The organism is Ruegeria sp. CDSA021 (assembly GCF_059612325.1).
The window spans coordinates 1-8166 of record NZ_JBXWQJ010000036.1 but is presented as its reverse complement, the minus strand read 5'-3'; the positions used below and the strand labels follow the sequence as shown (position 1 = coordinate 8166).

The following is an 8166-nucleotide window of genomic DNA, read 5'->3' as shown; positions in this document are numbered from 1 at the left end:
ATCACAACAACCAGTTGAGCCAGACCCTCTCTTAGATCAGGCGGCCATCTGTCCCAAAATCCCTGACGACGGACACTTTCGGAGATGCTACGTTTGACTATGCCTTCATACAACAGGGGCTTCAGTTCTTCCCCGACAAATCCGCCGCGTTGAAAGAAGTTCATAGGATCTTGCGCAATGACGGTCAGCTATTTTTGACATGTTGGCGCGCTGTGTCGCCCTTCAATGGAGCACTTGCAAAAGCTCTCGAACAGCATGTTGGAACAGATGCCGCAGTCAAGGCCAGAGCGCCTTTTTCGTTTCGAGATGGGGACCTCATTTCGAATTTGTTGGTCGATGCAGGCTTCAAGATAGCTCGTCACGAGCCATTGGTACTAGAGCGAAGATTTATTGACCTTCGTGCGCAAATCATGGCGCTGCCAATCGAAACTGATCTTAGGGATGCAGGTGATGACGTCACCAACAAGGTCGTGGAAGAGGTTGCAGACGCTTTGTCTAGATATGACAATGAAGGCGTATTGCACGTACCGCAAGAAGCGCACCTTTTTGTCGCCGCGGCATAGGTCAACGACCACTGGCTCAGTTCTCAATTACGATCTTTGCCATGGTCGAAAGACAATGCGGCATTAGTGGCTGCCGAGCGTGACTCCGCGTTGACGGTTGAGTGTGCATCAAACTATACTTTTGCCATGGCCAGCGGAAAATACATCGACGATTTGTCGGTTGGCGAAACCTTCGAAACCGGAGGCGTTACGCTGACCGAGGGAGCGATTGTTGACTTCGCACTGGTTCATGACCCGCAGCCCTTCCACGTTAACAAAGTGGCTGCCGCAGAGTCGATTTTCGGCGGTCTCATCGCCAGTGGATTTCAAACAATAGCGCTTACTTTCAGGTTGTTCCGCGACACTGGTGTACTTACCGGCACCAATCTGGGTGGACATGGTATGGACGAGGTACGGTGGCTGGCTCCGGTGTATTCCGGTGACACGATCAGCGTGCGCGTCACGGTTGAAGCAATTACACCATCACGTTCGAAGCCAGACCGGGGAACGGTCAAATTCCGATACCAGACATTTAACCAGAACGATGTTGAAGTTCTTAACCTGGTCATGCACCACGTGATGGCATGTCGGAGTTAAGGCGGTTTGCAGCGACTTGGGCGCGGCGATCAATTCGACCTCCCTTTGCCATCTTCAAGAGTATCCTTGGGCTCGCCACATAAAGCTTCTATTCGCAATTGCGGTCGTGGCGTACATGCAAACTAGCTTGTTCGCGTGTTCTCAATCCTTTTTTGCCTAAATAACTACTTGTAGATTGCCGCATAACGAGGTGCGAAGAACTTAACGAAGGCTCTAACCTCTGGCCGACGATAGGCTTCCGGCGAAATGAGCATTAGGTGCGGCACCGCAAGTTCGGGGATTTCGTCGAAACATCGGATAAAAGACATGTCTGTTTCCACCAGCTTGACATTGCTGATTCCAAGGCCTTGCCCTGACCTGATCGCCGCATGCATTAGCTCCAGTTCAGTGAAAGACATGACGATCTGGTCCGGCTCCACGTGATTGGTCAACCATTCGTGGAATACATTTGGTACGTCGTCCCGCTGAAAGGTAACAAACTGATGCCCGGCCAGATCATTCGTTGACCCCGGTAAGCCAAATTTGTCCGCGTAATTTCTGCTGCCGAACAAAGACCAGCGGGCCGTGCTGATCTTACGACAGATCAGGTCAGGATCAGGTTCAGTTCTTGCAAGGCGCAAAGCAATGTCGGCCTCGCCCGCCATCAGGTCCAGCGCCCGAACGCTGGACAAAAACTCGAATGCGACATCCTGATTGTCGGCGGAAAACTCGTTTACGATTTCAATCATGCGTGCAGAGAAGTTTGCTGAGTAAGCGGTGATACGGATGGGTTGTGTCGACGTCAATTCTTTCGCGCAGTCGGTAAATTCGAGGACTGAAGTCTCGATTGCTTCGGCGAGGGGAACGAGGCGAAGGGCTTCTGGGGTCGGTTTGAACCCGTGCGTACCGCGCTCAAAAAGCGTCAAGCCTGTTTCTCTTTCGAGAACATCAATGCGTCGGGCAACCGTTGGTTGGGAGACCTTTAGCTTTCTGGAGGCCGCAAGCGTCGACCCTTCTCTGAAGACAGAGAGGAACACACGAATATCCGACCAATTTCGGAACCCGTTCTTCATTTTTGTAGAACAGCACAATTTTGTGCCGGATACCAGAAAAACGGGTGAACAGTTACTCTTGTTGCGACAGCGCAAGTAACTCGAAAAGGACCATGAGATGGCTTCCCATACAATGTCACCCAGCATCTGGACCGTATTTGATGGACTGTTCGGTTGGACCAAAAGAGCCTGCCCCGAAACCCGGAAGCCGCGGCCTACAGCCAACAATCTTCACGCGGAACGCGACTATATTAATGACGTGATCTGGAGTAGTCCCGCTGCGTTTTCGAGTGAACTTGACGTGCAGAACATGATGAGTCTGTATCCAGGAAGGTTCTGACGACACTTGGTGACAATCGGCCGAACAAGGCGATTAGATCACGCCAAATTCAGCTGCAAGCTGGAAGTGACAGCCACGCACCTGTGTTGTAGCCATTGAGTAAGTACCAACACGAGACCTTCTCGTGCAACCTGGCGCCTTGTTTGACGATATTGAAGTGAGCCACCTGCTGGCAAAGGTCACTCACCTCACCTCACCTCCGCATGTTCGTCGTTTGGTGAAAGGCAATTTCCTTTGATCCGTTCTCGTAAATTTGCAAAGTCCGAAATGCTAACCGAACAGACCTTTGTCCGAGACTACACCCGATACCAGTTTTCAACTTCTCGGGCGGCTTCTTCGGCTGTAAAAGTAGTCTCTACCTCTGCGATTGCGTACTTTACTTCGTCTGAGCTAGCACTGAGTTCTAAGGCGTCCGCATCCAGATCATGGGCTGACCCTGCATTTGAATAGATCGTATCGACCCCAATTCTGATGGCGTGTCGGAGTTGCAGCAGGTGCTCAAAAAACCGCACATAAATCATCTCCTCGTACGGAGAATGAATATCCGCTTCAGAGATCAAGCCCAATTCTGCGGCCTTGGCACACGTCAAACGCCAAGCCAGTTCCATTGTGGATGGTGGCGCGTCCCTGGCCTCTTCAGGATGTCCGGGGTTCGCAAACGTAGATCTTCGAATAGCTTCGAGATTGGCACGTAAGCCCTTTGTGGGAACCGGATAGATGAATTTGGTTTCCTCGGAAGCTAAGGCAGGCTCAATCTGATCCGGCTGCGCCTGGATGAACTCTGAAAACCTGTTTCCGATGATAGGGACTTCGCCCACAATCATGTCTGTGGGATCGGAATTCTCCACCTGCCATCGCGCTAAGGTTCTCCGGCCCCACAATCCGGCGGCCCTTCGGATCAACGGATGAGTTCCATCCGAAACATCTGGATACTTTGTTAGTATGTCTTCGGTCTGAAACGCCGCGAGCCCCTTATCCCAACGCATGATATGCACGCGACGTCCCAAGGAGATCGCAATGGATATTTGCTGGCGCAATAGGAATGACTTTCCAGATGCCGGCAATCCAGTGAAGAAAACCATGCGGCAACGACGTGCAGCGTCCGCTAGGTGTCTTCCAATTTCTGCGTCCGCAAAACTGTCCTTAGAAATTACGAATCTCCTTATTCGGTGTCGGCAACAGCGTTAGGTAGCAAACGCAACTTGGTTCCAGAGCCGCTACAAACATTCTACGCCCGCCATTCTGAAAGCGATGTTTGCAAGCAATCGCGGCGTTAGTTCTCTGAAACTTCAATACCGGCAATGCGAAGCCCATCCATTATCTTTTCGATCAGCTCCGTTGGCATTCCACGCGCTCGATACGGTGAGCGTGGATCGTCAAGAAACTCCGGGTGTTCGTTTTGCAAGCGTCGCGCCATCTCTTGCGCCTTTTGTTGCTCGCCGTCCAAAGCATAGCTTGCAGTCAGGGTTGCCATCGACATGGTGGATTTCGGCGTACCCCAGCTCAAGATGACTTTTTGTGCCTCATCATAATTGCCTCGCAAGATCGCGTGCAGCACCCAAGCGTTATCGTAGCCAGGATGAAGTTTGGGGTTGAGGTCTTTTGCGCGGGAAATCCACTCTTTACCTTTTTCAAACTCGCCGGAGTAAGCAAGAAAGATACCCAGATCCGCGAGGATCCAGGAATCATTGGGACTAAGCTCCGTGGCGTTCTTTGCGTGTTCAAAGAAGACCGCCTTGTCTTCTCCCGTCATTCTGCTGAGGATTGCCAGGGCGTAGTGCGCATCCGCATTGTCCGGGTCTTCCTCAAGTGCACGTGTGGCGGCGTCTCGGGCCTTATTTGCCCAATCCGGATCGGTGTCGAATGATCGTTTCTTAGACTCGAGATAGTTAAAGGCCAATCGCGACCAAGCAAGAGAGTAACCAGGTTCTTCCTTCACGGTTCGCAATAGACAGTCCCGAGCCTTGCGATGCGCTTCAATGCTGAAACTTTGATAAAACCAGAATCCCAACAGATAACATTCATAGGCTTCCAGGTTTTCCGGTGCCTTGTCGCGGATAGCCTGCTGTACAGAAGTGTTGAACAACGGGGCATCGCTTGAACCGATTTGCGAGGCGACCTTTCTTGCAATCTCAACCTGGATATCCAGGACATTTGCGATACTGAGGTCCATATCAAAGGGGCCCGGCGGTGTGAGTTGACGGCAAGTCCTTGCATTGATGAATGTAGTTGTCACCCGCAGTTTCGAGTCAGACCGTTGGGCCGTGCCGCCAAGTATGTAATCGGCCCCTAACGCATCCCTGATCGCTTCGCAATCTTTGTTACTGCTGAAGTCGGCTCCAGCTTCGGGAGCTATAACAAACAGGTTAGAGAACTTCGCCAACAAGGCGTTAAGATCACGCGTCAAACCTTCAGCGAAATACTCGTCTTCCTTGTTTTCCCCGATTGTTTCAAAAGGTGTAATGACAATCCGCGCACCTGACGGAAGGTCGCGCGGATCATCTCTTCCAAATACAAAAAAAGCTGAAATCGCGGTAGCTGTGGCGACAACAGCCGTCGCGGCAGTCCATCGGATCGCTGCGCTGCGCTTGGGTTTGACCGCAAGTTCCGGAGGCCAGGTCCAAACCTCGACCTTATTGGCGATATTCTTCAATTCATGGGCGCCAGCATGCGCAAATTCCGCGTCCACCTTTCCCGAAAGTTGATCGGCAACTGCTTTGGAAACACAAAGGCCTCCGGGCGGTGCGATTGCTTCCAACCGAGCCGCAATGTTGACACCGTCTCCCAGCAGGTTATCGCCATCTGCCACGACATCACCGAGATGTATTCCGATACGAAGGTTCATGCGCCCTTTTTCCGGCAGATCGAGGTTCCGGACCTTCAGCTCTCTTTGAATTTCCAATGCACAGCGGGACGCGTCCGTTGCACTTGTGAATTCAGCGATGACGCTGTCACCCGCGCTGCCGAACACGCGACCACCGTAGTTTGAGATGAGGCCATCAATGAGTTTTCGGTAGCCCTTTAGCGCTGTAATGGTGCCCTCTTCATCACGCTCGATCAGGCGTGAGAATCCCACAAAATCCGCAGCCATAATGGCAGTTAGACGGCGTTCCATAAGTCCCCCCGTACCACTTTAATGAAAGTTACCTGGGTTCTCGAACAAAATCTAAGTTCTTTCCCAAGCTCATAACTACTCATTTGGATAGAGATAGACCGGCCAACTTTGCCTAGACTTCAGATGGTTCACAAACGCTTGGCCGCTGCCTTCGGAGATGCGCAACGCTGTGCTATGATCTTCTGTGACCTAACCACAGAGGTACACTTTTGATGCGACCCGAAACGCGCAATCGCATTTTGACGCTCGGTATTGCCATTGCTGTTATTGCTGCGAAGCCGAACGCTGCCCTCGCTTCTGATGGAGAGTGTGGTGCGCCAGATGCACCGTGCACACTGGAAGGCGGTAAATACTACGTGGCCCTGCCAGAGGCTCCGGATGAACGACCTGCCGTCATTTGGTTGCACGGTTATGGACGGTCTGGCAAGGCGATGATCCAGAATTCCGCCTATGTTGACCCTTTCATCCGGCGTGGCTACGCGGTGATTATGCCGAGCGGGCAGCCCAGTATTAATGACAAAGACCTCGATTGGGGTGTGGCTGACGGATATGACCTGGCGCGCGATGATGTAGCCTTTATCGACGCCGTACGCGCCGACGCGGTGGAGCGCTTCGGAATTGACCCGTCGCGAATACTGATCGCAGGCTTCTCCCGCGGCGGCTCGATGGTCTGGGACATTGCGTGCCAAGCGCCAGAGATGGCAAGAGGTTTTGCCGCTGCGGCTGGGGCGTTCTGGGAGCCTATGACCACTGAGTGCGATGCGCCAGTTCACCTGTTTCACGTACACGGCTTCAAAGACAGAATGGTGCCGTTCGAAGGCCGAGAGCTGACATGGGAGGGTGTCGATTTTCACCAGGGTAACGTCATGAAGGGCTTGGACGTCTGGCGCCGAGAAAACGCCTGCTTAGGTAGCGCGGAAAACAGCTTTGGCGACGATGGTTCGATGCAGAAGGATTGGATGGACTGTGAGGCCGGCTCGATTCGGTTGAAGGTCACCAAAGGCGGACACGGCGTTCCGGAGGGCTGGCGGGACGCGGTGCTAGACTGGTTCGAAGCTCTACCTTGAGCACTCGAGTGCCTGCCGACCCTCCGCGAGTTTTGATCTGATGGGCATTCAGTAGCATTCAACATGATTGGTAAAAGGGGTTGAGAATGAGAGAGCAAGTTTCCGACTACTATGGTCCCAGCCGCAGGCTGATCGACCAGATAGCTGATAGCCTGAAGGCCGCGAGCATTGACCCGAAGAAACTACGCGCCGCGGATTTCTAACCAATCAATGAGTACCATTTCCGAGGCAGACAGACGACTTTACAGTTATTGGAGAAACTGAAGTTAACGACAGGCGCGAATGTACTTGATATTGGTAGTGGCTTGGGTGGGGTCACCAAAACAATTGCAGAAGAAGCAAGCGCTAAGGTTAGAGGCATTGATCTGACGCAAGAGTTTTGCGACGCAGCCAAAACCATTTCCGATTGGAAACGTTAGAACAACATCAATTCAAGGGATGTTGAGGCCGTTCTCTCGTCCGAAATCGGTATAGAAGCTGTCACTGCGGCATCGGTTTAAAGTGGCTTCGTCCGCTTCTCTTGGGTCGGTGCCAGGGCTTTGGACACCTGTTCCTTCTATGAAGCGATTCACGAGATTAAAGACACCGCAAACTTGGATAGCATCGAACAGCGCACTCTCCGACCAGCCTGCCGCGTAGACTGCTTTTGCGTCGGCTTCCGTCATTCGGGATGGTGAGACGGTGAGCTTTTCAATGTATGCCAGTAACGGTTTGAGTTGGTCTTCGACGGGTGCTGTATCGCGGTCTTCCATCAGTGCCTCGATTGTCTCGACCTCAATGCCGTAGGCTTTGGCGAAAACGATGTGCGCCCCATGGCAATACGCACAAGCATTCAAGCCAGAGACATAAGCTGCGATTAGTTCACGCTCAGCAACCGAGAGGTCGCTCTCGCCCCTCATAACCAGGCTTTCGTACGCGCAAAGCGGCGAAAGTTTGTCTGGAAAGGCTTGATAGACACTTCCAAGCGTCGCGTTCTCAGGCAGAGATGGAAACAGGCGTTTCATTCAATTCTCTTTCAGTCTTGCTTTGGATAGCTTTGTCTCAAAGTGAGGAACCTAACGGTGCATACGCAACCTTAAAGCAATTCTGGGATCCGCACAGAGCTTCTGTTGGAATACATCCGAAGGTAAGTTTGCCTAACAACACCCCAACGTGATCGTAGTTTGGCTATCTGCGGTGCCCAATTGCAGCTTACTCCCAATCGCCAGCAGACGAGCGCCACGTCTTAGCTTCCGCATCCCAAACACTGGCTGTTGTGCAAGGCGTCGGGTTTATTCCGTCACAATTGGTTCCGTGGACGTCAGCAAGGACAATGCGTTGACGCCCGAAGTCAACGACCGTCCAGCCCTGGTTGAGCAAGGAGTGAACCTCCTCTTCAATCAAGAAGTGCGACATGCATCCGCCAGTGCCGCAGTAAAGAGATGCGGCGCTCGAACACGCAAAACCAGACTCATTCAGAACCCAGTCGCGTTGT

The 8166-nt window shown here is 52.4% G+C and carries 8 protein-coding genes and 1 pseudogene; 4 read left to right on the top strand and 5 right to left on the bottom strand.

Annotation, left to right across the window (positions count from 1 at the left end; genetic code table 11):
* Window positions 1–35 precede the first annotated feature (35 nt).
* Together AC2FLD_RS22195 and AC2FLD_RS22190 are read left to right on the top strand one after the other, a co-directional pair.
* Window positions 36–563 (top strand): class I SAM-dependent methyltransferase, encoded by a 528-nt coding sequence (locus tag AC2FLD_RS22195; protein ID WP_496674448.1) that lies wholly within the window; start codon window positions 36–38, stop codon window positions 561–563.
* Between the two features lie 66 nt (window positions 564–629).
* Complete coding sequence (locus AC2FLD_RS22190; RefSeq protein ID WP_353390967.1) at window positions 630–1139, top strand: MaoC family dehydratase; 510 nt, start codon at window positions 630–632, stop codon at window positions 1137–1139.
* Window positions 1140–1303: 164 nt separating this feature from the next.
* Here AC2FLD_RS22190 and AC2FLD_RS22185 read toward each other — a convergent pair whose 3' ends face one another.
* The 3 genes from AC2FLD_RS22185 to AC2FLD_RS22175 form a co-directional block, all read right to left on the bottom strand.
* Window positions 1304–2317 (bottom strand): LysR family transcriptional regulator, encoded by a 1014-nt coding sequence (locus AC2FLD_RS22185; protein WP_496674442.1) that lies wholly within the window; start codon window positions 2315–2317, stop codon window positions 1304–1306.
* A 489-nt stretch (window positions 2318–2806) separates the two neighbouring features.
* Complete coding sequence (locus AC2FLD_RS22180) at window positions 2807–3592, bottom strand: hypothetical protein (protein ID WP_353390965.1); 786 nt, start codon at window positions 3590–3592, stop codon at window positions 2807–2809.
* A 191-nt stretch (window positions 3593–3783) separates the two neighbouring features.
* A complete protein-coding gene (locus AC2FLD_RS22175; protein WP_496674445.1) occupies window positions 3784–5601 on the bottom strand; it encodes an adenylate/guanylate cyclase domain-containing protein in 1818 nt (605 codons plus the stop codon).
* Window positions 5602–5837: 236 nt separating this feature from the next.
* Between AC2FLD_RS22175 and AC2FLD_RS22170 the strand changes: the two genes are divergently transcribed.
* Both AC2FLD_RS22170 and AC2FLD_RS22165 read left to right on the top strand, forming a co-directional pair.
* Window positions 5838–6692: a CE1 family esterase gene (locus tag AC2FLD_RS22170; RefSeq protein ID WP_299637033.1), complete on the top strand. Its 855-nt coding sequence runs from the start codon at window positions 5838–5840 to the stop codon at window positions 6690–6692.
* 251 nt (window positions 6693–6943) lie between these two features.
* On the top strand, window positions 6944–7111 hold the full coding sequence (locus AC2FLD_RS22165) for an SAM-dependent methyltransferase (RefSeq protein ID WP_353390963.1): 168 nt from the start codon (window positions 6944–6946) through the stop codon (window positions 7109–7111).
* 12 nt (window positions 7112–7123) lie between these two features.
* Here the strand turns inward: AC2FLD_RS22165 and AC2FLD_RS22160 are convergent, their stop codons facing one another.
* Window positions 7124–7696 (bottom strand): carboxymuconolactone decarboxylase family protein, encoded by a 573-nt coding sequence (locus AC2FLD_RS22160; RefSeq protein WP_481668351.1) that lies wholly within the window; start codon window positions 7694–7696, stop codon window positions 7124–7126.
* 187 nt (window positions 7697–7883) lie between these two features.
* A pseudogene (locus tag AC2FLD_RS22155) lies at window positions 7884–8166 on the bottom strand (hypothetical protein); the annotation flags it as partial.